Here is a 21,113-nt window from a genome sequence, read left to right as displayed (position 1 = left end):
CGTTTTCTCATCGAGCGTTCATGAAGCCCGCCTCGTAGGCGGCGATGACCGCCTGCGTGCGGTCCCGGGTGCCGGTCTTCGCCAGGATCGCCGCCACATGCGACTTCACGGTGGCCGGACCGACCTCCATGCGCCGCGCGATCTCCGCGTTGGTCAGGCCCTGCGCCATCAGTCGCAGCACATCGCTCTCGCGGCCGGTGAGCCGCGCCACCCAGGGCGGTGGAGCGGGGTACGCGCGCGCGTGCTCGGCCGCGAGCGTGCGCACGGCCGACGGGAACAGCAGGGTGTCGCTGTGCGAGACGAGCCGTACGGCCTGGACGAGCGCGTCGGCGTCGGCCCGCTTCAGCAGGAACCCGGCGGCTCCGGCACGCAGGGCGTCGTACACATAGGAGTCGTGCTCGAAGGTGGTCACGACGACAACACGCGGCGGTTCGTCGAGCGTGGCCAGGATCTGCTCGGTGGCCCGGATGCCGTCGATCTCCGGCATGCGCACATCCATGAGGACCACGTCGGGCCGCCGCTCCCGGACGACGGACACGGCCTCGGTCCCGGTCGCCGCCTCACCGACCACCTCCAGGTCCGGCTCGGCGGAGAGGATGGCGCGCAGGGCGGTGCGCACCATGCGCTCGTCGTCGGCGAGGACGACGCGGATGGGCGGGCGGGTCGTCATGCGGGTCCATACCTTTCCTCGTGGGCTGATCGCGGTCGTTCGTAAGATCCCTTCGTGGGAAGTCGTACGTACAGCCGCCACATCCCCTGCGCGGCACCGGCCCGCGTCGTCCCGCCCAGCAGCCGCGCCCGGTCGGCAATGCCCCGCAGGCCGTGACCGCCACCGGGGCGGAGCTCGGGGGTGGAGGCGACGGGATTCTCGACGGTGATCTCCAGGTGCCCGTCGGTCACTTCGATCCGCAGCTGTACGGCCGCCCCGTCACCGGCGTGCTTGAGGGCGTTGCTCAGCCCCTCCTGCACGATGCGGTAGGCCTCGCGGGAGAGGACGGGCGGCAGGGCCGTGGGGTCGGCGTCGACCGTGGCGGTCACCCGCAGCCCACTTGCGCGGGTGCGGCGCAGGAGGCAGTCGAGGTCGGCGGCGAGGGTGGGCGCCGGGGCCGTACCGGGGGCGTCGCCGTCCCGCAACACGCCGAGCACGGCGTCGAGTTCACCGACCGTGCGCCGGGTCGTGTCCTCGATCGCGGCCAGGGCCTCGCGGACGAACTCCGGGTCGGCGTCGAGGACTCGGCGGGCCGCGCTCGCCTGGAGGGTGACGGCGCTGAGCGCGTGGCCGACCGAATCGTGCAACTCGCGCGCGAGCCGGTTGCGTACGGCGAGGTCGGCGGCGCGGGCCTCGGCCGCCGCGAGCCGGTCCTCGGGCGTGGGGCCGAGCAGCGCGGGCGCCCATCGGGCGAGGAGCGCGCCACAGGCGGCCGCGCAGCCGGCGAGCGCGAGCAGCGTCGCCGTGCCCGCGACCGGCGCGAGCGCCACCACCCAGGTCTGTTCGAGGGCTTCGGGCAACTCGACGAACTCCGTACCGCCCAGCCACACGATCAGCGGCAGCGCGACGAGGAAGCCGGCGAACGGCGGCACCGCCAGCGACATCCCGGAGATGATCCCGCCGAGCCCGAGATGCAGCGTGAACCAGGCCGCCGTACGCCCCTTCGCGTCCCGCGTCCGGGCCGGCCCGTCGGCGAGCCGGTCCCCGTCGACCCCGCACAGCCACCGCACGGCGCCGGCCTCCAGGGGCCGGGTCAGCGGGAACAGCACGGAGGTCACCGCGGCGAGGGGTAACCCGACGGCGAAGGAGAGGAGTTGCAGGGGCAGGTCGTTGAAGACGTACCGGGAGTCGGTGGCGGGACCGACGACGAGCTGGCCCACGAAGACGTACGGCATGGCGAGCGCGCCGCCGATGATCAGATGGAGCCAGCGGCGACGCGCCCGCCTGCCGAACAGGAACGGGATGAACCGGCTCATGCCGTACGGCGTTTCCGGCCCGCGGACCGCTCCGCGAGGAAGTGGACGCCGAGGCAGGCGACGAGGATGCCGACGATCATCTGGCCAGCGTAGGCGAGGTTCATCAGCGGTGTCGGCCCGTCGGCCACGTCGGTGAGAGGCGCCAGCGACAACCAGGTGGCCCAGCAGACCGTGGCGGCGGAACCGACCCAGGCGAGTGCGAGGGGCAGCTTGACGGGCAGGGCCCGGCCGCGCCGGAAGGCGAGCAGGAAGCCGCCGGTGACAGCCATGGCGAGGAAGGCGGCGGACAGCGCCTCCATCACGTGGAAGCCACTCGTCCGGTCGGCGACCCGGGCCTCGTCCAGCCCGGCGGTGCCGCCGCACGCCCACAGGAGGTGCACCGCGAGGGGCAGCGGAGCGAGTACGGCGGCCGCAGCCGCGACCGCCCGCTGGGCCGCCCCGATGACGCCGACCGGAAGCTCCCAGACCCGCCCCTGCCACAGCCGGCCCCAGCGGTCCCGGGCGTACGGCACGAACAGGGCGCCGAGGGCGAGTCCCTGCACGATGAACCCCGAGTAGACGACCCCGAAGACCCAGGCGTCGAGGAACGGCTCGCTGTCGCCCGGGGCGCTCCCCGGGGTGCCGGCGAGCATGTCGGCCAGGAGCTGGATCGGGAAGCCCGCCATGATCGGCGCGAGCAGGCCGGTGGCCACCCACACCGGGAAGGCCGGCAGCCACGCCGGGACCCGCAGCCCCCACGGCCGGGTCAGCACCAGGGCGAGCACGATCACCGCACCGTCCAGGAGGACGGTGACGGCGTTGGCGACGGCCATGCTCCCCCGGTGCTCCAGCAGCGGGCTGCTCTGAGGGATCCCGATGTGACTCCCGGCGATCCAGGCGACCTTGAGCGCGAGATACGGCACACAGGAGACGATCGCGACGACGCGCAGCAACCGTCGGGACCGGTCGGCCCCGACGGTGGGCGTCACCTGCTCAGAAGCGAGTGTCTGCGTCATGCGTCCACGCTCCCGCGCGACGGCAGGGGCCCACCTCCTGCGCGACGGTGATCCGTCTCCGCCGCATGGGGGAGGCCCGCTCAGCCCTCCAACGCCAGGACCAGCTCGTCGATCTCCTCGCCGCGCGCGTGCGCGAATCCCCGGGCCCGGTCCCTGACCTGGAAGCCGCACTTCATGAGCACCCGCAGCGAGCCCTCGTTGTCCGCCGCCGCCCGTGCGTACAGCGGGCGTTCGGGGACCTCGGCGAGCAGCGCCCGCAGGGCGGCCGTGGCGACACCCCGGCCCCAGTACGCGCGGTCGACCCAGTAGGTCACCTCGCGCTCGCCCGGCTCCCCGTACACGGCCGTGCTCCCCACCACGTCTCCGTCGGCGAGGATCGTGCGCAGGACGTCCGCCGAGGTGCGGATCCGTTTCCAGCGCGCGTCGAAGGCGTCCCGGTCGGCCGGGTCCTCGGGGGTGAAGGCCGCCATGCGCAGGGCCTCCGGGTCGTTCATCTGCCGGTAGAAGACGGCCAGGTCGCTGTCGTGGACCTCGCGCAGTTCCACATCCATGGAGTCAGAGTCTACGAGTGGCGAGCGTCAGCCGGTCGCGGGCGTCGAACAGGGCGTCCTTCACCATCTGCTCGTGCGCCGGGGTGAGGCGGGCCACCGGGATCGAGCAGCTGATCGCGTCCCGGGCCGGCGTGCGGTAGGGGATCGCCACGCCGAAGCAGCGCAGGCCCAGCGTGTTCTCCTCGCGGTCCACGGCGTACCCCTGCTCCCGTACCTGGTGCAGCTCCTCGATCAGCTTCTCCCGGTCGGTGATGGTGTTCTCGGTGAGGGCGGGGAGGGTCTCCGGCAGCATCTTGCGGACCTGCTCGTCCGTGTACGTGCTCAGCAGCGCCTTGCCGAGGGAGGTGGAGTGCGCGGGCAGGCGGCGGCCGACGCGGGTGAAGGGGCGCAGGTAGTGCTGCGACTGCCGGGTGGCCAGGTAGACGACGTTCGTCCCGTCCAGGCGCGCGAGGTGGATCGTCTCCGTCGTGTCGTCCGACAGCCGGTCCAGCGTCGGCCGGGCCACCGCGACCACCTCGTCGCCGTCGATGTACGACGTCCCCACCAGCAGCGCCCGTACGCCGATCCCGTACCGCGTGCCCGTCGCGTCGGTCTCCACCCAGCCGAGGTCGACGAGCGTGCGCAGCAGCATGTACAGGCTCGACTTGGGATAGCCCACGGCCTCCTGGACCGCCGCGAGCGAGTGCATACCTGGACGTCCGGCGAAGTACTCGAGCAGTTCAACCGTCCGTACCGCGGACTTGACCTGCGCTCCGCCCCCCGTCTCGCCTGCCGACATCGCCCTTGACCCCTTCGTTCGACGGGAAATAGTCTCCAACAGCATATTCACCATCAGAGACAGTGTTCAGTATATCGAACGACCCTGGTGGATGACCCAGAACTGCGGCAATACATGTGTGGAGGGACCCGCGGTGGCAGCAGCACCAGTCTGGAGTGTCGACCCCCGAACCGGGAAGCAGCGTGAACAGGTTGCGGTGGAGGCCACAGCCCAGGAGGTGGACACCGCCGTCCGCGCCGCCCACGCCGTCCGCGGCGACCTCGCCGACCGCACGGTCCGGGCGGCCTTCCTGCGCACCGCCGCCGACCGGCTCCAGGACGCCAAGGACCAGCTCGTCGAGGCCGCCGACGCCGAGACCGCGCTCGGCCCGGTCCGGCTGACCGGCGAACTCGCCCGCACCTGCTACCAGCTGCGGGCCTTCGCCGACATCGTCGACGAGGGCGCCTTCCTCGACGTCGTCATCAACCACCCCGACGACACCGCCACCCCGCCCATCCCGGACCTGCGCCGCTACAAGGTCCCGCTCGGCGTCGTCGCCGTCTACTCCGCCTCCAACTTCCCCTTCGCCTTCTCCGTCGCCGGCGGCGACACCGCGAGCGCGCTCGCCGCGGGCTGCCCGGTGGTCGTCAAGGCCCACCCCGACCACCCCGCGCTGTCCGAGCTGGTCGCGGCCGTGCTGCGCCGGGCCGCCGCGGAGCACGGCATCCCCGAAGGGGTCGTGGGCCTCGTCCACGGCTTCGAGGCGGGCATCGAGCTGATCAAACACCCGCTGGTCGCCGCGGCGGGCTTCACCGGTTCCGTACGAGGGGGCCGGGCCCTGTTCGACGCGGCCGCCGCGCGTCCGGTGCCGATCCCGTTCCACGGTGAGCTGGGCTCCCTGAACCCGGTGCTCGTCACGGAGGCCGCGGCAGCGGAGCGCGCCGAGCAGATCGGCGGCGGGCTCGCCGGCTCCATGACGCTGGGCGTCGGACAGTTCTGCGTGAAGCCGGGTCTCGTGCTGGCGCCGCAGGGCGCGGCCGGGGACCGGCTGGTGAAGTCGCTGACGGAGGCGGTCAGCGACACCGAAGCGGGCGTGCTGCTCGACCACCGTATGCGGGACAACTTCGTCGCCGGTGTCGCGGAGCGTGCGCAACTCCCCGACGTGGAGTCGCCCGTGACGCCGGGCGCGGGCGGCGAGCACACGGTGAGCGCGGGCTTCCTCACGGTTCCGGCGGAGAAGCTCGCGCAGGAGGGGGAGTACGACCTGCTCCTGGAGGAGTGCTTCGGGCCGGTGACCGTCGTCGCCCGCTACGAGGACGAAGCCGAGGTCAAGGCCGTTCTTTCGCGGCTGCCGGGGAATCTCACCGCGACGGTTCACCTCTCGACGGAGGAGGCCGCGGGGGAGGGGCGTGGGCCCGAGCTGCTTGCGGAGCTGACGCCGCTCGCCGGACGCGTGCTGGTCAACGGCTGGCCGACGGGTGTTGCAGTCGCCCCCGCCCAGCACCATGGCGGCCCCTACCCGGCGACGACGTCCACCTCCACCTCGGTGGGCGGCACCGCCATCGAGCGCTGGCTGCGTCCGGTGACGTATCAGACCGCGCCCGAGGCGCTGCTCCCGCCGGAGCTGCGCGACGACAACCCGCTGGGGCTGCCGCGGCGGTTCAACGGGCGGATGGAGGTCTGACCCGGCGGCCCGGACCGGCGTACGCGCGGCAGAGGCTTGCGTGAAGGCGCTCGGCCTCGACCGCCGAGAGGATCAGCTCAGCGTCCGTCGCGTGCTCGCCGTTCCGGGACAGTCGTAGGTGAGGGCCGGACGGCCGTCGTCGCTGCGGTGCAGGACGGTTGGGAGAGCCTCGCTCGCGCGGCAGGCCCCGCAGTCGAAGTGGCGGGGCCTGCCTTCGCAGACCCCGGACATCCGACGCGGGGCTCCGCGACATGTTCTACGGCTCCGGCTCCTCCTCCTCCTCGACGCAGGTCGCGTCGTAGTTCCGCTCGTAAGAGGTGTTGTAGGCCGACCGGTACTTCGAGTTTTTCTGCTTCGGCGCAAAGGACTGCTTGTAATTGCAGTCTTCGCCGTCAGCCCTCCCGGCCGCCCGTCCGTCCCGATTGCCCTGCTGCTCCGGTGTAAGTGTCTTCGTCGGCTTCGGCGTCGGGGTGGGAGTGGGAGTGGGAGTGGGAGTGGGCTGGTTCGGGGCCTGCGGGGCGGACGCCACCGAGGCGTCCGAGTTCTGCGACATGGCCGTGGCGGGGAGTGCCAGGGCCGCGGCCACGACGAGAGGGCTCGCCACTAGTGCGATGGTTCGCTTGGGGCGCATAACTATCTTCTTCCTTCGGGACTGGCACGTGCAGACGGTGACTTGCCCCGGTCGAAGCGTCAGTTGTGAGGGTGCGGACCGGGACCGGTACCTGCACAGCAGCGCGATGCGCTGGGTACCGTTCGGGCCGGTGGATTCCGGCCTCTGGCGCCGACTTCTCTGCTCGCTGGTCACTGCTGCAGCTGTAGCGCCTGTAATTCGACCGTATCGAGCCGTGCGAGATGTGTCCATTTATGACCTAATGTCCAGCCTGACTTCGCGATCTTGCTTGGACCCGGCTGGGAACAGGAACGGCCACGGCGTGATCATCGGGGGTTGTTCCGAGCCGGTTCACCCGGGTCGAACCCCGGTTCCGCGCAAGCGACTTGGTCCCCGCCAAGCCGAGGCCGACGCCGACGCCGGGAGGCGGGCGTGACGGTTCGTCAAGCACCGTTCCACCGACCGGTGGGCAGGGCTCCCGGCCCGGCTGGAACACTGGCGGGATGGACTTCGAACTCCCCGAACTCCCGTTTCCGCTGCGTACCTATGGCCCCGACGGCCACTGGTCGTACGAGGACGGCGCGCTCACCGGCTGGGCGGGAGCCCGCCAGGACCGCTTCGTGCCGCCCACGGGCGAGGCCCTGGATTCCGCCTCCGACGCGCCCCGGCTGCTGGGTGCGCCGGAGGGGGACTTCCAGCTGATCGCCCATGTCACGGTCGGCTTCGCCGCCGCCTTCGACGCGGGTGTGCTGTACGTGCACGTCGGTGAGCGGGCGTGGGCGAAGCTCTGCCTGGAGCGCTCGCCCGATCTGCCCACCGTGTGCACGGTGGTGACCCGGGACCACTCCGACGACGCGAACTCCTTCGTCGTGGACGGCAGCAGCGTCTGGCTCCGCGTCAGCCGCACCGGCAGGGCGTTCGCCTTCCACGCCTCCCGCGACGGCGAGCGCTGGGCCTTCGTGCGGCTGTTCACGCTGGGCGGCGAGAAGGAGACGGGAGCTGCCCTGGTCGGCTTCATGACCCAGTCGCCACTGGGGGAGGGATGCGTGGTGACGTACGACCACATAGGGTTCCGGCCGAGCTGGCCGCGGGATCTGCGGGACGGCAGCTGAGCCGGCGTACGGGAATGAAACCGGTCGCTTGAACGTTCACGCACCGACGGAGGGAGTCTCCGTACCCGGTACGAGCCTGAGAGAGCGAGAACCCATGCGCGTCGAGATCTGGAGCGACATCGCCTGCCCCTGGTGCTACGTGGGCAAGGCCCGCTTCGAGAAGGCGCTGGCTCAGTTCCCGCACCGCGACCAGGTCGAGGTCGTGCACCGGTCGTTCGAGCTGGACCCCGGACGGGCCAAGGACGACGTGCAGCCCGTGCTGACGATGCTCGCGAAGAAGTACGGCATGAGCGAGGCCCAGGCGCAGGCCGGCGAGGACAACCTGGGGGCGCAGGCCGCCGCCGAGGGGCTGACGTACCGGACGCGCGGCCGGGACCACGGCAGCACCTTCGACATGCACCGGCTGCTCCACTTCGCCAAGGAGCACGGCCGGCAGGGTGAGCTCGTCCAGCTGATGTACGAGGCGAACTTCGCCGAGGAGCGGTCCGTCTTCGACGACGACGAGCGGCTGGTGGAGATCGGTGTCGCCGCCGGGCTCGACGAGGCCGGCGTCCGCAAGGTGCTCGCCGATCCGGGCGCCTACGCCGACGAGGTGCGGGCCGACGAGCGGGAGGCCGCGCAGCTCGGTGCCACCGGGGTGCCGTTCTTCGTCCTCGACCGGAAGTACGGCGTCTCCGGCGCGCAGCCCGCCGAGGTGTTCGGCCAGGCACTCACGCAGGCGTGGGGCGAGCGGTCGCCGCTGAAGCTGATCGACGACGCGGGCGCCGAGGCGTGCGGTCCGGACGGGTGCGCGGTGCCGCAGCACTGAAGCCGCAGGTGAGGGCCGGTCCATAAGCGGTCCTTAGGGAAACCACGTAGAAATACGCAATGGACGTGGGCTTCCCGGGACCGCAGAGTGGACCCCATGGAGACCTTCGAGAGCCTCGTCCGCGCCGAGTTCGCCCCGAAGAACACCTACCTCAACACCGCGAGCACCGGCCTGCTGCCGGCCCGCACGGTGGCGGCGCTGCACGCCGCCGCACTGTCCCTGGCCGAAGGCGTGCCGCAGGACATGTTCGCCGACGTGGAGGCCTGCCGGGCCGCCTTCGCCCGGATCGTCGGGGTGCCGGCGAGCCGGGTCGCGGCCGGGGCCTCCGTCGCCGTGCACAGCGGGCTGATCGCCGCCGCGCTGCCCGAGGGCGCCGAGGTGCTCACCGCCGAGGCCGACTTCAGCTCCCTGGTGAACCCCTTCCACGTCCGCGGGGACCTGAAGGTGCGCAGCGTGCCCCTGGAGCGGCTCGCCGAGTCGGTCCGCCCGGACACCGCGCTCGTCGCCGTGAGCGCCGTGCAGTCGGTGGACGGCCGGATCGCCGACCTGCCGGCGATCCGCGAGGCGGCCCGCGCGCACGGGGCGCGCACCTTCATCGACGTGTCCCAGGCCGTCGGCTGGCTGCCGCTCGCCGCGGACGACTTCGACTATGTCTCCTCCGTCGCCTACAAGTGGGTCGTCTGCCCGCGCGGCGTGGCCTTTCTCGTCGTACCGGAGGACTTCGGCGGACTCACTCCCGTCTTCGCGGGCTGGGCGGCCGGTGAACACCCCTGGGACAGCACCTACGGCCCGGTCAAGGAACTCGCCCACTCCGCCCGCCGGTTCGACGAGAGCCCCGCCCTCCTCGCCTACACCGGCGCCCGGCACTCCCTGGCCCTGGTCGAGGAACTCGGCGTGGCCGCCGTCCACGCGCATGACCTGTCGCTCGCCGACCGCTTCCGCGCGGGCCTGGCGACGCTCGGCCACGAACCCCTTCCGGCGCCCGGCTCGGCGATCGTCTCCGTGCCGGGACTCGGACGGCGCCAGCCCGACCTGAGCCGCGCCGGAGTCGAGGTCTCCGATCGTGCGGGCAACCTGCGCGCCGCCTTCCACCTGTACAACACGCCGGCCGACGTCGACCGCCTGCTGGACGTGCTGTCCGGCTGAACCACTGGCGCGGTCAGGCCGAGGACGCTAGGAAGGGCACCGGGGGTGGTGCCGGTGGAGCAGGCGGGCGTCGGGGCCGACGCGGAACTGCACCGGCGGCTGGTGTACGGCGACGAGTCCGCGCTGGCCGAGGTGTACACGGCGTACGGCGGGCTGGTGCGGCGCGTCGCCGTGCGGGTGACGCGCAGCGCGGCCGCCGCGGAGGACGTGGCGCAGGAGGTGTTCGCCCAGCTGTGGAGCAGGCCGTACGCCTTCGACCCGCGCCGCGGCTCACTGCGCACCTGGCTGTCCCTGCTCGCCCACCGGCGGGCCGTGGACTGGGTGCGCAGCGAGGCCCGGCACCGCAAGGCCGCCCGCGCCGACGACTCCGCCCTGCACGCCATCCCGGAGCCAGGTCCCGGACCCGACGAGACGGTCGTGGACCGGGAACGCTCCTTGCTGCTGCACTCCGCCCTCGCCGAACTCCCGCAGCCGCAACGGGAGGTGGTGCACCTGGCCTACTTCGCCGGCCGCACCTACCGGCAGGCGGCCGTGGAACTCGGCATCCCCGAGGGCACCGCCAAGACCCGCCTGCGCACCGCGCTGCGCACCCTGGCCGAATCCCTGGCCGACCCGCCGGACCCGGCCCTCGAAAGGGGCGCATGATGGCAGCAGTGGAAGGAGGCACACGGTGACCACCGATCACGACGCCGTACGGGAACTCCTGGCCGCCTGGGCCTTCGGCGCCCTGGAACCGGCCGACGAGAAGACGATCCCGCCCCACCTCGCCACCTGCGAAACATGCGCCAGGGAGGCGGAACGGCTGAGGGCAGTGGTACGGATGCTGGAAGGGCCGGCGCCGGCCGCGTCTGCCTCGGACGGGTCGCCGTCCGAGGCGCGGCCCCCGGCATCGGCCCCGCTCGAGGGGCCCACCTCCACCGTCCTGGCCCGTGCCCTTCGCCACCGTGCCGCCGCCCCCGCCGTCGCCCCGCATGCCGCCCCCTACGCCGCTGCCGTCTCCGGGCTGAAGGCGCTGCTGTCCGAGGCGGACGGCCGGTGGGGTACGCCGGTCGTGCACGACTGGGACGTGCACGCGACCGTGGCCCACCTGCTCGCCGCCGACGAGCCGCTCGCGGCGGAGCTCGGGGCCGGCACCGGCCGGCCGCCCTCCGGGATCGAGGAGGGCACGCCCTGGGACGCCGCCTGGAACCGGCGTACCGCCGAGGTGATCGCCCATGAGCGCGGGCGCCCGCCCGGGGAGACCGTCGCTGCCTGGTCCGCGCAGGCGGCCGCCCTGCTCAGCGCACCCGAGGCCCGCGATGCGCAGTCGGCCGCCCGTGCGGTGACACTGATGGGGCTGCGGCTGCCGGTCGCCGACCACTTCCTCGTGCGCGCGTTCGAGACCTGGATCCACGCCGACGACATCGGCCGCGCCCTGGGCCTGGCCGTCCCGCCGCCGCCCGAGGAACACCTGCGGCACCTGATCCGGCTCGCGGTGCGCATCCTCGGCGCGGCCCTCGGGCCCACCGCACCGCCCGTCCTCTTCTCCGTGACCGGCGGCCCGGAATGGGTGCTGGGCTCCGACGCCGAACCCGTACGCGCCGAACTCGCCCTGGATCCGGTCGACTTCTGCCTGCTGGTCGGCGGACGGTATCCGCCGCAGGAGGTCCCGCGCGGAGCGGCCGGCGACGAGTCGGCCGTACGGAACGTACTGGAGCGCGCGGCGTCGCTGGCGTGGCTGTAGACGGGCGCCGCAACGCGTCAGGGCCCCTCCGGAGAGGGGCCCTGACGCGTTGCGGGGGCTACGTCACGTCACCGGCGTGAAATCCCGCGCCCCGATGAACTCCGGCCGCCGCACCGGCGCCGCGAACGGCTCGACCGCCGCGTTCTCCACGCTGTTGAAGACGATGAAGACGTTGCTGCGCGGGAACGGCGTGATGTTGTCGCCCGACCCGTGCATGCAGTTGCAGTCGAACCAGGTCGCCGAACCGGCCTTGCCCGTGAACAACTTGATGCCGTACTGCGAGGCCATCGCGGTCAGCGCCTCGTGCGAGGGCGTGCCCGCGTCCTGCATCTGCAGCGACTTCTTGTAGTTGTCCTTCGGCGTGGCCCCCGCGCATCCGAGGAACGTCCGGTGCGACCCCGGCATGATCATGAGCCCGCCGTTGGTGTCGTAGTTCTCGGTCAGCGCGATCGAGACGGACACTGTCCGCATGTTCGGCAGACCGTCCTCGGCGTGCCAGGTCTCGAAGTCCGAGTGCCAGTAGAAGCCGCTGGCCCCGAAGCCCGGCTTGACGTTGATCCGCGACTGGTGGACGTACACGTCCGAGCCGAGGATCTGCCGGGCCCGCCCGACGACCCGCTCGTCGCGCACCAGCGCGGCGAACACCTCGCTGATCTTGTGCACTTCGAAGACGGAACGGATCTCCTGCGACTTCGGTTCGACGATCGACCGTTCGTCGGCCCGGATCGCCGGGTCCGCCACCAGCCGGTTCAACTCATCCCGGTAGACGGCGACCTCGTCGTCGGTGATGAGTTCCTCGATGGCGAGGAAGCCGTCCCGCTCGTAGGACTGGAGACCGGCGACGTCGATCGGCCCGGGGGTGCCGGGCGCGCCCCAGACGACGGGGTCCTGGCGGGGGACGGACACCTCGGTGGCGCCGCGGCTGGGGTAGAGATCCGTGACAGTGCTGGTGGTCATGGGGATGTCACACCTCCTCGGGTTCGGTGAGCAGGGGGTAGACGCCGTTCTCGTCGTGGTCCTCCCGTCCGGTGACGGGCGGGTTGAAGACGCAGATACAGCGGAAGTCCTCCTTGACGCGCAGCGTGTGCCGCTCGTGGCCGTCGAGGAGGTACATCGTCCCGGGCGTGATCGTGTACGTCCGGTCGGTCTCGTGGTCGGTCAGTTCGGCCTCGCCCTGCACACAGACCACGGCCTCGATGTGGTTGGCGTACCACATCGACGTCTCCGTCCCCGCGTACAGGATCGTCTCGTGCAGCGAGAAGCCGACCCTCTCCTTGGCGAGGACGATGCGTTTGCTCTCCCAGGTGCCGGACGCGGCCTTCACATGCCGGTCGGTGCCTTCGATGTCCTTGAACGAACGGACGATCACGGTGCTGAACAGCTCCTTTTCTCAGACGGTTTCGCGTACGGCACGGGCGAGGACACGCAGGCCCTCGTCCAGCTCCTCGGGGGTGACGGTGAGGGCGGGCAGCAGCTTGACGACCTCGCTCTCGGGGCCCGACGTCTCGATCAGCAGCCCGAGTTCGAAGGCGCGGCGGGCGACGCGCTCGGCCCGGCCCTTGTCGTGGAACTCCATGCCCCACACCAGCCCGCGGCCCCGGTACTCCTTGACGTCGGCGAGGTTCTCCTCGGTGACGGCGATCAGCGCCTGCTCGACCTGCTCACCGCGCGCGCGGGTCTGCTTCTCCATGGCCGAGCCGTCGGTCCAGTACGTCTCCAGCGCGGCGGTGGCCGTGACGAACGCGGGGTTGTTGCCGCGGAAGGTGCCGTTGTGCTCGCCCGGCTCCCACACGTCCAGCTCCGGCTTGAACAGGCACAGCGACATCGGCAGCCCGTAGCCGCTGATGGACTTCGACACGGTGACGATGTCGGGCACGATCCCGGCCTCCTCGAAGGAGAAGAACGCGCCGGTGCGCCCGCAGCCCATCTGGATGTCGTCGACGATCAGCAGCATGTCCTGGCGTTCGCACAGCTCGGCCAGCGCCCGCAGCCACTCGGGCCGGGCCACGTTGATGCCGCCCTCGCCCTGCACGGTCTCGACGATCACAGCGGCGGGCTTGTTGAGCCCGGAGCCCTGGTCCTCAAGCAGTCGTTCGAACCACAGGAAGTCCTCGACCTTGCCGTCCAGGTAGTGGTCGAAGGGCATGGGCGTGCCGTGCACGAGCGGAATCCCGGCGCCGGCCCGCTTGAACGCGTTGCCGGTCACGGCGAGGGAGCCGAGGGACATGCCGTGGAAGGCGTTGGTGAACGACACGATCGCCTCGCGGCCCTTCACCTTCCGCGCCAGTTTCAGCGCGGACTCCACGGCGTTGGTACCGGTCGGCCCCGGGAACATGACCTTGTACGGCAGGTCGCGCGGCCGCAGCACCAGGTCCTGGAAGGTCTGCAGGAAGGCGCGTTTGGCCGTGGTCGACATGTCGAGACCGTGGGTGACGCCGTCCCGGTCCAGATAGTCGAGCAGGGCCCGTTTGAGCACCGGGTTGTTGTGTCCGTAGTTGAGCGAGCCGGCTCCGGCGAAGAAGTCGAGGTACTCGTGGCCGTCCTCGTCGTACATGCGGCTGCCGCGCGCCCGGTCGAAGACGGTGGGCCAGCCGCGGCAGTAGCTGCGCACCTCGGACTCCAGGGTTTCGAAGACGCTGAGGTCGGGCTGGGTGATGGTCACGAAGAATCGCTCCTCATTGCGACGGTCATACGACGGTCAGTTGCAACGGTCAATTGCGACGGGTCACTGCGAGAGGTGGGTCAACGGGCCGATGCGGTACAGGACTTCGGGGTCGTGCGGGCCGTCCGGGAACAGACCCGTGTCGAACAGCACCGCACGCTCGACACGGGCGCCGTGCCGGGCGGCGTACGAGGTGAACAGCCGCTCGGAGGGGGTGTTGCCCGGTGTGATGGTGGTCTCGACGGAGGTCAGCCCCTGCTCGGCGGCGACCCGGGCGGTCAGTCCGTCGAGCAGCCGCGCCGCCAGCCCGCGTCCGCGGTACGCGGCGTCGACGGCCACCTGCCACACCAGCAGGGTCCCCGGGCGGTCCGGCCGCAGGTACCCGGTGATGAAGCCGACGGCCGCCCCGTCGTCCGCCCGCGCCACCGCCGAGGTGGCGGCGAAGTCCCGGCACCACAGCAGATAGCTGTACGAGGAGTTCAGGTCGAGGGTTCCGGATTCCTTGGCGAGCCGCCAGACAGCGGCCCCGTCCGTAACCGCCGGACGGTCGATGTGCAGGTCTGCTTGTGCGGCAGTCATGCGAATTGAATTTACCGAGCGAAATTCGAAATTGCATGGCCGGAGGGGCTTACGTGTCGGCGCGTCCTGTGTTATCACGCGTGCGCGTACAGCCGCGCGAGGGTGCGGCGAAATGCCCTGGTTTGTGGGCTACATAGCGCACAAAACGGGCGCGATGTGGAACGCGTCACAGCCGTGTAATCCCGAAGAGATCTGCCCGAATTACGCCGCTTGGTGTTCGCGAAATCTTTGTGTTTAGGGTCGGGGAAAGCGGGCAGAAGAATACGGGAAGCTGCTCCCGGTTAAGTGATTGAAATTGCGGAAAAGAAATCCCGGAAAATCAACGTGAAGAGAGTGCCCGGCAATTACTGCCAGGCGGCCTCGGCAGCTCGCCGCGCCGCATCGAGGTCCACCGTCAGTTCCTTCTCGGTCAGGGCCGCGCCCAGAGCGGCCAGGCTCGCCTGGACGGCGCCCGGCGTCGCGTCGGGACCGTAGTGGTTGACGCGGATCATCTCCTTGGCCAGCGTGCCCCCGCCCGCGGCCAGCGGCAGCGCGGGGTCGCTCTCCAGAGCCCTGGCCACCAGTTCCGACGCCACGACGCCGGAGGGTGCTCGCAGGGTGGTCGCGACCGGCGCCGCCTCCGCGGCCTCGTACACGTACGGCTCCAGGCCCCCGCCCAGCGCGAACGCCCCCGCCCGGGTCGCCGCCGCGGCGGCCGCGTGCCGGGCCATCACCGCCTGCGGGCCCTCCGCCTCGATCCGCTCGACGCAGGCCTGGAGGGCCAGCATCTCCAGCTGGGCCGGCGCGTGCAGCAGGGACGTGCGGCCTGCGTCGATCCAGCGCTCCTTCCAGTCCAGCAGGGAGAGGTAGGAGCGGCGCGGGGCGTTCGGGTTCGCCGCCATACGGGCCCAGGCGCGCTCGCTCACCGACACCGCCGACACCCCGGCGGGACCGCCCATCGCCTTCTGCGCCCCGATGACGCACAGGTCCACGCCCCACGCGTCCGGCAGCACCGGCTCGGCGCCGATCGACGCCACCGCGTCCAGGTAGAACAGCGCCCCGTGCTCCCGCACCACCTCGCCGATCTCCGCGACCGGGTTGGTGTTACCGGTCGCCGCCTCCGCATGCACCAGGGACACGAAGTCGATCTCCGGGTGCTCGGCGAAGGCCGCGCGGATCTGCTCGGCCGTGACCGCCGTGTGGAAGGGCACCGCGAGATCGATCACGGTCGCTCCGCAGTCCCGCAGCCAGTTCCCGAAGGTCTGCCCGTACGGTCCGGTGATCACGTTCAGCGCCGTCGTCCCGGGACCGGCCGTGGCGCGGATCGCGCCCTCCAGTGGCAGCAGCGCCTCACCTTGCATGATCACCACGTCCTGGCGGGTACCGAGCAGCCGGGCCACCCGGTCCTCGATGGCGGCGAAGTGCGCCGCGGTCAGCGGGGCCAGGTCCAGGAGGGGGTGGGTCACGGCGGTGCTCTCTTCGCTCACGGGGTCGACGCTGTCGAGCGTAACCGGCGGGCCGCACACCCCCTGTTGCCGGAGACTTCTCAGGCCGGACGGTCTCGTTGCCATGGGTTTGGTTTGAGTGGTTCAAAGTTCTCCTTATAATCGGAACCCATAGTTCCCTCACAGGAGGTCCCCGTGATCACGGTCCTCGGGCGCCGAGCCCGCATTCTGGCCGCCACCACCGCGACGGCCGGGCTGCTGCTCGTGGCCGGCTGCGGGTCGGACGACGGCGACGCGAGCGGTACGCAGACCGCCGCCGGCGGGGTCACTCTCGTCAAGGGCGGCCAGCTCACCACCTGCACCCACCTGCCCTACCCGCCCTTCCAGTCGGAGATCGACGGCAAGGTGCAGGGCTTCGACGTCTCCCTCGTCGACCTGGTCGCCGAGGATCTGGGCGTGCAGCAGCAGATCGTCGACCAGCCCTTCGAGAACTTCAAGACCGGCGGGTCCCTCAACGCCGGCCAGTGCGACCTCGCCGCCGCCGGCATGACCATCACCGAGGAGCGCAAGAAGAACGTCGACTTCTCGGACCCCTACTTCGAGGCGACCCAGGCCGTCCTGGTCGACAAGAAGAGCGGCATCGGCTCCTTCGCCGACCTCAAGGGCAAGAAGGTCGGCGCCCAGGCGCAGACCACCGGCGAGGACTACGCCAAGAGCCAGGGCCTCGACCCGGTCTCCTTCGAGTCCTCCGACGCCGTCATCAACGGCCTGCGCACCGGCCAGGTCGAGGCCGTCGTGATCGACTACCCGGTCGTCCAGGGCTGGCTCAAGGACCAGGCCAACGCCGACGCCTTCGAGGTCGCCGAGCAGATCAACACCGGCGAGCAGTACGGCTTCACGGTGAAGAAGGGCAACGAGCCGCTGCTCAAGGCCGTCAACAAGGCCCTCGCGGACGCCAAGGCCGACGGCACGTACAAGAAGCTGTACGAGCAGTGGATCGGGCCGTACGAGGAGTCCGCGGCCTCCCCGTCCGCCTCATGACCGAGGTGACGGTACAGCCGAAGAAGAAGGGGCTGACCCGGCGTCAGAAGCGCCGGGTGTCCCGTGGTGTGCAGTACGTCGTCTTCGTCGGCGCCCTGGTCGCCCTCGCGGTCGGCGCCGACTGGGACCGGCTGCAGAACCAGTTCGCCCAGCAGGACATCGCCGAGCAGATGTTCCCGGACGTCATCACGCTGGCGCTGAAGAACACCGTGCTCTACACCGTGTCCGGCTTCCTCGTCGGCCTGGTGCTCGGCATGGTGCTGGCCCTCATGCGGCTGTCCTCCGTGGGCCCGTACCGCTGGATCGCCGGTATCTACATCGAGATCTTCCGCGGCCTGCCCGCCCTGCTGATCTTCATCTTCATCGGGGTGGCCGTCCCGCTGGCCTTCCCCGGCACCGAGATCCCCGGCGGAACGTACGGCAAGGTCGCCCTCGCACTCGGCCTGGTGGCCGCCGCGTACATGGCGGAGACGTTCCGCGCGGGCATCCAGGCGGTACCCAAGGGGCAGATGGAGGCGGCCCGTTCCCTGGGCTTCTCGCCCGCCCGCGCCATGGTCTCGATCATCCTCCCGCAGGCCTTCCGGATCATCCTGCCGCCCCTCACCAACGAACTCGTCCTGCTCTTCAAGGACTCCTCTCTGGTGCTGTTCCTCGGTGTCACCCTGGAGGAGCGGGAGCTGTCCAAGTTCGGCCGCGACCTCGCCAGCCAGACCGCCAACTCCACGCCGATCCTGGTCGCCGGCCTGTGCTACCTGCTGGTCACGATCCCGCTCGGCTTCGTCGTACGCCGTATGGAGACGAAGGCCCAGGAGGCCGTGAAATGAGCCGTCCGGAAATCGAGATCCGCGAGCTGTACAAATCCTTCGGCGACAACGAGGTGCTGCGCGGCATCGACCTGGAGATCGGCCAGGGCGAGGTCTCTTGCGTCATCGGCCCGTCCGGCTCGGGCAAGTCGACGCTGCTGCGCTGCGTGAACCTCCTGGAGGAGCCGACCAAGGGCCAGGTCTTCGTCGGCGGTACGGAGGTCACCGACCCCGATGTCGACATCGACGCGGTACGCCGCCGGATCGGCATGGTCTTCCAGCAGTTCAACCTCTTCCCGCACCTCACGGTGACCGAGAACCTCGCGCTGCCGCAGCGCCGGGTGCTCGGGCGGGGCAAGGCGGAGGCGGCCCGGGTCGCCGCCGAGAACCTCGAACGTGTGGGCCTGTCGGAGAAGGCGACCGCCTACCCCTCCTCCCTCTCCGGCGGCCAGCAGCAGCGCGTCGCCATCGCCCGCGCCCTGGCGATGGGCCCCGAGGTGATGCTGTTCGACGAGCCGACCTCGGCGCTCGACCCGGAGCTGGTGGGGGACGTCCTGGCCGTCATGCGCATGCTTGCGAACGAGGGCATGACGATGATGGTCGTCACCCACGAGATGACCTTCGCCCGCGAGGTCGCCGACCGGGTCGTCTTCATGGACGGCGGCGTGATCGTCGAGGACGGCACCCCCGACCAGGTCATCGCCCACCCCCGCCACGAACGCACCCGCCACTTCCTCTCCCGTCTCCTCGACCCGGCGATGGCGAACGTGGAGGAGGAGACCTCGGACCAGGTGGGTGGGAAGAGCGAGTAGAGCCCGCCTGACTACAGTGCAGCTCATGAGGAATGGCGCTGTGCTGCGGGTGAAGGGACGGGTGCTCGTCGGACCCGACGACGTCCGGGACGAGCTGTGGGTCGTCGACGGCCGGATCTCCTACGACCGTCCCGTCGGCGCCCGCGACATCCGCACCGTCGAGGGCTGGGCCCTGCCCGGCCTCGTCGACGCGCACTGCCATGTCGGCCTCGGCGCGCACGGCCCCGTCGACGACGACATCGCGGAGAAGCAGGCGCTGACCGACCGCGACGCGGGCACCCTGCTGATCCGCGACGCCGGCTCACCCTCCGACACCCGCTGGATCGACGACCGCGAGGACCTGCCGAAGATCATCCGGGCCGGCCGGCACATCGCCCGCACCCGCCGCTACATCCGCGGCTACGCGCACGAGATCGAACCGGACGACCTGGTCGCCTACGTCGCCCAGGAGGCCCGGCGCGGCGACGGCTGGGTGAAGCTGGTCGGCGACTGGATCGACCGCGAGGTGGGCGACCTGTCGGCCTGCTGGCCGCGCGAGGCGGTGGAGGCGGGAATCGCGGAGGCCCACCGCCTGGGCGCCCGCGTGACCGCCCACTGCTTCGCCGAGGACTCCCTGCGGGACCTGGTCGAGTCGGGCATCGACTGCATCGAGCACGCGACGGGCCTGACGGAGGACCTGATTCCGCTGTTCGCCGATCGGGGGGTGGCGATCGTGCCGACCCTCGTCAACATCGCCACCTTCCCGAAGCTGGCCGACAGCGGCGAGTCCAGGTTCCCGCGCTGGTCGGAGCACATGCGACGGTTGCACGAGCGGCGCTACGACACCGTGCGCTCGGCGTACGACGCCGGCATCCCGGTCTTCGTCGGCACGGACGCGGGCGGCACCCTGCCCCACGGCCTGGTGGCGGCCGAGGTCGCGGAACTGGTCACCGCCGGCATCCCACCGGTCGAGGCGCTCTCGGCGACGACCTGGGCGGCCCACCAGTGGCTCGGCCGCCCCGGCCTGGAGGAGGGGGCGGCGGCGGACCTCGTGGTGTACGCGTCCGACCCGCGGGCGGACGTACGCGTCCTGGCGGCGCCTTCGCGGATCGTGCTGAATGGGCGGGTCGTCGGGTAGGGCGCTCGCGCGGACGGATCAGCGGGCCGCGGGCTGCGCGGGCAGGTTGAAGACGTGCTGCGGACTGACGATCTTCGTGATTGCATCGCCGAAGAGTGTGCTGGGCTCCGTGTCGTCGTGGTTGATGTCGGTGTTCAGCAGCACGACGATGGTGGCCTCTGCCGACGGCAGGTAGATGGTCAGGGACTCGTAGCCGGGCAGCGAGCCGTTGTGGCCGATCCAGCCCTGGACGTTGAAGATGCCGAGGCCGTACCCGGCGCCCGGGATGGTGGTGGGCGGCGTGTCGAGCCGCTGCTTCTGGATGGCGGGGCTGATCAGGATGTCCCCGTCGGGCAGGACGCCGGTGGCGACGGTGGGTGCCCAGATCCGCAGATCCTCCAGCGTGGAGATCATCGCGCCGGCCGCCCAGCCCCAGGAGGGATTCCAGTCGGTGCTGTTGGCGACCTTCCCGTCCGCGGTCTGGTCCGTGTACCCCTGCGCGTGCGGACTCGGCAAGGCCGCGTCGGTCGGGAAGATCGTGCGGTACATGTCGGCCGGTTCGAGGATGTTCTCCTCGATGTACTCGCCGAGCGGCTGTCCGCCGGCTTCCTCGACGACCAGGCCGAGCAGGATGAGGTTGGTGTTGCAGTAGGAGAACTTCTCGCCCGGCTGGAACAGCACGGGGTGCTTGAACGCGTAGTCGAGCAGTTGCTGCGGCGTGAAGGACCGCTGAGGATCGGACGTCAGCGCCTTGAAGAAGTCCGGGTCCTCGGTGTAGTTGAAGAGCCCGCTGCGCATCCCGGCCAGCTGGCGCAGGGTGATCCGGTCCCCGCCCGGCACACCGTCGACGTACTCGCCGATCGTGTCGTCCAGTTCGACCTTGCCGTCGTCGACCAGCTTCAGCAGCGCCGTCACGGTGAAGGTCTTGGTCTCGCTGCCGATACGCATGTACAGATCCGGCGACATCCTCCGGCCGCTGTCCTTGTCGGCGACGCCGAACGACCTCACGTGATTCCCCTTGTCCGGCGTCCACAGCCCCACGGTCACCCCGGGCACGTTCGCCTCGCGCATGACCCGCTGGACGGCCTCGTCGACTTGCTGTTTCACCTCGGGGGTGAGCGCGCGGAAGTCGTCCGAGGGCGAGGGCGACGGCTGTTCCATGCCGGTGGCGGTGGTGGGCGCGAGCGACGGCGCACCGAAGGCGGTTCCGCCCCCGAGCGGCACCACGAGTACGCCCACTGCAGCGGCGGTGACGGCCCCCCTGCGCAGACGTCCGTACGAGCGCGTCATGGGCTGACTCCAGGCACCTCAGGAGAGGCCCGCGACCTGGGCCGCAAGGCCCTGT

The 21,113-nt window shown here is 70.9% G+C and carries 22 protein-coding genes; 10 read left to right on the top strand and 12 right to left on the bottom strand.

The window, feature by feature from the left end:
- Positions 1-7 precede the first annotated feature (7 nt).
- The 5 genes from StrepF001_RS06035 to StrepF001_RS06015 all read right to left on the bottom strand — a co-directional run bounded on the left by StrepF001_RS06035 (position 8) and on the right by StrepF001_RS06015 (position 4,289).
- A complete protein-coding gene (locus tag StrepF001_RS06035; RefSeq protein ID WP_129797209.1) occupies positions 8-670 on the bottom strand; it encodes a response regulator transcription factor in 663 nt (220 codons plus the stop codon).
- Complete coding sequence (locus StrepF001_RS06030) at positions 667-1,965, bottom strand: histidine kinase (protein ID WP_129797208.1); 1,299 nt, start codon at positions 1,963-1,965, stop codon at positions 667-669. Before StrepF001_RS06030 ends, StrepF001_RS06035 begins: the two co-directional genes overlap by 4 nt.
- Positions 1,962-2,960: a hypothetical protein gene (locus tag StrepF001_RS06025; protein ID WP_129797207.1), complete on the bottom strand. Its 999-nt coding sequence runs from the start codon at positions 2,958-2,960 to the stop codon at positions 1,962-1,964. Before StrepF001_RS06025 ends, StrepF001_RS06030 begins: the two co-directional genes overlap by 4 nt.
- An 80-nt stretch (positions 2,961-3,040) precedes the next feature.
- Positions 3,041-3,511 carry a GNAT family N-acetyltransferase gene (locus tag StrepF001_RS06020; RefSeq protein WP_129797206.1) on the bottom strand — a complete coding sequence of 157 codons (471 nt, stop codon included), beginning with the start codon at positions 3,509-3,511 and terminating at the stop codon, positions 3,041-3,043.
- Positions 3,512-3,515: 4 nt separating this feature from the next.
- On the bottom strand, positions 3,516-4,289 hold the full coding sequence (locus StrepF001_RS06015; protein WP_129797205.1) for an IclR family transcriptional regulator: 774 nt from the start codon (positions 4,287-4,289) through the stop codon (positions 3,516-3,518).
- Between the two features lie 133 nt (positions 4,290-4,422).
- Here StrepF001_RS06015 and StrepF001_RS06010 point away from each other — a divergent pair, with 133 nt between their 5' ends.
- Positions 4,423-5,952: an aldehyde dehydrogenase (NADP(+)) gene (locus tag StrepF001_RS06010; protein ID WP_129797204.1), complete on the top strand. Its 1,530-nt coding sequence runs from the start codon at positions 4,423-4,425 to the stop codon at positions 5,950-5,952.
- Between the two features lie 256 nt (positions 5,953-6,208).
- Here StrepF001_RS06010 and StrepF001_RS46275 read toward each other — a convergent pair whose 3' ends face one another.
- Entirely contained in the window at positions 6,209-6,583 is a 375-nt protein-coding gene (locus tag StrepF001_RS46275) for a hypothetical protein (protein ID WP_206306772.1), read from the bottom strand.
- 482 nt (positions 6,584-7,065) lie between these two features.
- On the opposite strand from StrepF001_RS46275, the gene StrepF001_RS06000 reads away from it, so the two are divergent.
- The 5 genes from StrepF001_RS06000 to StrepF001_RS05980 all read left to right on the top strand — a co-directional run bounded on the left by StrepF001_RS06000 (position 7,066) and on the right by StrepF001_RS05980 (position 11,351).
- On the top strand, positions 7,066-7,674 hold the full coding sequence (locus tag StrepF001_RS06000) for a DUF1349 domain-containing protein (RefSeq protein ID WP_129797203.1): 609 nt from the start codon (positions 7,066-7,068) through the stop codon (positions 7,672-7,674).
- A gap of 94 nt (positions 7,675-7,768) precedes the next feature.
- Positions 7,769-8,482: a DsbA family oxidoreductase gene (locus StrepF001_RS05995; protein ID WP_129797202.1), complete on the top strand. Its 714-nt coding sequence runs from the start codon at positions 7,769-7,771 to the stop codon at positions 8,480-8,482.
- A gap of 96 nt (positions 8,483-8,578) precedes the next feature.
- Positions 8,579-9,628: an aminotransferase class V-fold PLP-dependent enzyme gene (locus StrepF001_RS05990; RefSeq protein ID WP_129797201.1), complete on the top strand. Its 1,050-nt coding sequence runs from the start codon at positions 8,579-8,581 to the stop codon at positions 9,626-9,628.
- Between the two features lie 54 nt (positions 9,629-9,682).
- Positions 9,683-10,273 carry a sigma-70 family RNA polymerase sigma factor gene (locus StrepF001_RS05985; protein WP_240797292.1) on the top strand — a complete coding sequence of 197 codons (591 nt, stop codon included), beginning with the start codon at positions 9,683-9,685 and terminating at the stop codon, positions 10,271-10,273.
- Between the two features lie 25 nt (positions 10,274-10,298).
- A complete protein-coding gene (locus StrepF001_RS05980; RefSeq protein WP_129797199.1) occupies positions 10,299-11,351 on the top strand; it encodes a maleylpyruvate isomerase family mycothiol-dependent enzyme in 1,053 nt (350 codons plus the stop codon).
- A gap of 63 nt (positions 11,352-11,414) precedes the next feature.
- On the opposite strand, the gene thpD is transcribed toward StrepF001_RS05980, so the two are convergent.
- The 5 genes from thpD to StrepF001_RS05955 all read right to left on the bottom strand — a co-directional run bounded on the left by thpD (position 11,415) and on the right by StrepF001_RS05955 (position 16,037).
- Positions 11,415-12,308 carry an ectoine hydroxylase gene (gene thpD / locus StrepF001_RS05975; protein ID WP_129797198.1) on the bottom strand — a complete coding sequence of 298 codons (894 nt, stop codon included), beginning with the start codon at positions 12,306-12,308 and terminating at the stop codon, positions 11,415-11,417.
- Between the two features lie 7 nt (positions 12,309-12,315).
- Positions 12,316-12,720, bottom strand: coding sequence for an ectoine synthase (locus StrepF001_RS05970; protein WP_129797197.1), 405 nt, complete (start codon positions 12,718-12,720; stop codon positions 12,316-12,318).
- Between the two features lie 21 nt (positions 12,721-12,741).
- Positions 12,742-14,013 carry a diaminobutyrate--2-oxoglutarate transaminase gene (gene ectB, locus StrepF001_RS05965; RefSeq protein ID WP_129797196.1) on the bottom strand — a complete coding sequence of 424 codons (1,272 nt, stop codon included), beginning with the start codon at positions 14,011-14,013 and terminating at the stop codon, positions 12,742-12,744.
- Between the two features lie 63 nt (positions 14,014-14,076).
- Positions 14,077-14,592: a diaminobutyrate acetyltransferase gene (gene ectA, locus StrepF001_RS05960; protein ID WP_129797195.1), complete on the bottom strand. Its 516-nt coding sequence runs from the start codon at positions 14,590-14,592 to the stop codon at positions 14,077-14,079.
- A gap of 344 nt (positions 14,593-14,936) precedes the next feature.
- Positions 14,937-16,037: an aminotransferase class V-fold PLP-dependent enzyme gene (locus StrepF001_RS05955; protein ID WP_240797311.1), complete on the bottom strand. Its 1,101-nt coding sequence runs from the start codon at positions 16,035-16,037 to the stop codon at positions 14,937-14,939.
- Between the two features lie 174 nt (positions 16,038-16,211).
- Here StrepF001_RS05955 and StrepF001_RS05950 point away from each other — a divergent pair, with 174 nt between their 5' ends.
- The 4 genes from StrepF001_RS05950 to StrepF001_RS05935 are packed head-to-tail and all read left to right on the top strand — an operon-like array spanning position 16,212 to position 19,789.
- Positions 16,212-17,057 (top strand): basic amino acid ABC transporter substrate-binding protein, encoded by an 846-nt coding sequence (locus tag StrepF001_RS05950; protein ID WP_129797194.1) that lies wholly within the window; start codon positions 16,212-16,214, stop codon positions 17,055-17,057.
- Positions 17,054-17,881, top strand: coding sequence for an amino acid ABC transporter permease (locus StrepF001_RS05945; protein WP_129797193.1), 828 nt, complete (start codon positions 17,054-17,056; stop codon positions 17,879-17,881). Before StrepF001_RS05950 ends, StrepF001_RS05945 begins: the two co-directional genes overlap by 4 nt.
- Positions 17,878-18,672 carry an amino acid ABC transporter ATP-binding protein gene (locus StrepF001_RS05940; RefSeq protein WP_129797192.1) on the top strand — a complete coding sequence of 265 codons (795 nt, stop codon included), beginning with the start codon at positions 17,878-17,880 and terminating at the stop codon, positions 18,670-18,672. Before StrepF001_RS05945 ends, StrepF001_RS05940 begins: the two co-directional genes overlap by 4 nt.
- A gap of 25 nt (positions 18,673-18,697) precedes the next feature.
- Complete coding sequence (locus tag StrepF001_RS05935) at positions 18,698-19,789, top strand: amidohydrolase family protein (RefSeq protein WP_129797191.1); 1,092 nt, start codon at positions 18,698-18,700, stop codon at positions 19,787-19,789.
- 18 nt (positions 19,790-19,807) lie between these two features.
- Here StrepF001_RS05935 and StrepF001_RS05930 read toward each other — a convergent pair whose 3' ends face one another.
- Positions 19,808-21,058: a serine hydrolase domain-containing protein gene (locus tag StrepF001_RS05930; RefSeq protein ID WP_129797190.1), complete on the bottom strand. Its 1,251-nt coding sequence runs from the start codon at positions 21,056-21,058 to the stop codon at positions 19,808-19,810.
- Between the last annotated feature and the right edge of the window lie 55 nt (positions 21,059-21,113).

The sequence above is a fragment of the Streptomyces sp. F001 genome, from assembly GCF_004187715.1.
Taxonomy (GTDB): Bacteria; Actinomycetota; Actinomycetes; order Streptomycetales; family Streptomycetaceae; genus Streptomyces; species Streptomyces flavusporus.
Note: the sequence above shows the minus strand (reverse complement) of the source record. Positions and strands in the feature narration are given on the sequence as shown.

Bases quoted from the DNA above. Each gene is read 5' to 3' on its own strand.
- StrepF001_RS06035 (WP_129797209.1), bottom strand. From the start codon at position 670: ATGACGACCCGCCCGCCCATCCGCGTCGTCCTCGCCGACGACGAGCGC.
- StrepF001_RS06030 (WP_129797208.1), bottom strand. From the start codon at position 1,965: ATGAGCCGGTTCATCCCGTTCCTGTTCGGCAGGCGGGCGCGTCGCCGC.
- StrepF001_RS06025 (WP_129797207.1), bottom strand. From the start codon at position 2,960: ATGACGCAGACACTCGCTTCTGAGCAGGTGACGCCCACCGTCGGGGCC.
- StrepF001_RS06020 (WP_129797206.1), bottom strand. From the start codon at position 3,511: ATGGATGTGGAACTGCGCGAGGTCCACGACAGCGACCTGGCCGTCTTC.
- StrepF001_RS06015 (WP_129797205.1), bottom strand. From the start codon at position 4,289: ATGTCGGCAGGCGAGACGGGGGGCGGAGCGCAGGTCAAGTCCGCGGTA.
- StrepF001_RS46275 (WP_206306772.1), bottom strand. From the start codon at position 6,583: ATGCGCCCCAAGCGAACCATCGCACTAGTGGCGAGCCCTCTCGTCGTG.
- StrepF001_RS06000 (WP_129797203.1), top strand. From the start codon at position 7,066: ATGGACTTCGAACTCCCCGAACTCCCGTTTCCGCTGCGTACCTATGGC.
- StrepF001_RS05995 (WP_129797202.1), top strand. From the start codon at position 7,769: ATGCGCGTCGAGATCTGGAGCGACATCGCCTGCCCCTGGTGCTACGTG.
- StrepF001_RS05990 (WP_129797201.1), top strand. From the start codon at position 8,579: ATGGAGACCTTCGAGAGCCTCGTCCGCGCCGAGTTCGCCCCGAAGAAC.
- thpD (WP_129797198.1), bottom strand. From the start codon at position 12,308: ATGACCACCAGCACTGTCACGGATCTCTACCCCAGCCGCGGCGCCACC.
- ectA (WP_129797195.1), bottom strand. From the start codon at position 14,592: ATGACTGCCGCACAAGCAGACCTGCACATCGACCGTCCGGCGGTTACG.
- StrepF001_RS05945 (WP_129797193.1), top strand. From the start codon at position 17,054: ATGACCGAGGTGACGGTACAGCCGAAGAAGAAGGGGCTGACCCGGCGT.
- StrepF001_RS05940 (WP_129797192.1), top strand. From the start codon at position 17,878: ATGAGCCGTCCGGAAATCGAGATCCGCGAGCTGTACAAATCCTTCGGC.
- StrepF001_RS05935 (WP_129797191.1), top strand. From the start codon at position 18,698: ATGAGGAATGGCGCTGTGCTGCGGGTGAAGGGACGGGTGCTCGTCGGA.
- StrepF001_RS05930 (WP_129797190.1), bottom strand. From the start codon at position 21,058: ATGACGCGCTCGTACGGACGTCTGCGCAGGGGGGCCGTCACCGCCGCT.